Raw genomic sequence first — 894 nt, forward strand, 5'->3', positions numbered from 1 at the left:
TCCTGTGAATGTTTTCTCAGGTGTGAATGTTACCGTTCCATCTGGTGCTACTGTGTAAGTACCTTCTCCTGGAATTGTCTTAGTTGTTGATCCATTTTCGAATGTTGCTGGTACTTCATCGTCCATTGGTACGTCTGGGTTTCCTGGTTTGAATTCAGGTTTTCCGTTTTGTTCTTTACCTTGGATGTCTGTTGTTTCTTTTGGTTCAGCTGTTGGTGTTACCGGAGTTACTGTTGGTGTATAAGTAGTTTCTACTTTTGTTCCGTTAGTATCTTTAGCTGTAACTTTTGCTGCGTCTGGTGTTCCTACGAAGTCTTTGTTTGGTGTGAATGTTATCACTCCTGTTGTTGGATCGATTGTGTACGTTCCAACTTCTTTTCCATCTTTTGTAGCTGGCATTGTTGTTACTTCGTTTCCACTTGGGTCTACTAGTTTAACTGTAGTCTTATCGATTGGCGCTACTTCATCACCTTGCTTGAACATTGACTCTGTATCTTGAGTTTGTGGTTTACCTTGGATGTCTGTAGTTTCTTTCGGTTCAGCTGTTGGTGTAACTGGTGTTACTGTTGGTGTGTAAGTTGTTTCTACTTTTGTTCCATTAGTATCTTTCGCTGTAACTTTCGCTGCATCTGGTGTTCCTACGAAATCTTTGTTTGGCGTAAATGTAATTACTCCTGTTGTTGGATCGATTGTGTATGTTCCAACTTCTTTTCCATCTTTCATAGCTGGCATTGTTGTTACTTCGTTTCCACTTGGGTCTACTAGTTTAACTGTAGTTTTGTCGATCGGTGCTACTTCGTCACCTTGTTTGAACATTGACTCTGTTTCTTGAGTTTGTGGTTGTCCTTGTTTTCCAGTTGTTTCTTTTGGCTCAGCTGTTGGTACTACTGGAGT

General features: G+C 40.6%; 1 pseudogene. It reads right to left on the reverse strand.

The features are described 5' to 3' along the window. Nucleotides 1-894 (reverse strand): annotated as a pseudogene (locus PNO30_RS03035) (YSIRK signal domain/LPXTG anchor domain surface protein); the annotation flags it as partial.

Origin of the sequence: Gemella haemolysans, from assembly GCF_028308085.1 — a bacterium.
Classification (GTDB): domain Bacteria; phylum Bacillota; class Bacilli; order Staphylococcales; family Gemellaceae; genus Gemella; species Gemella haemolysans_D.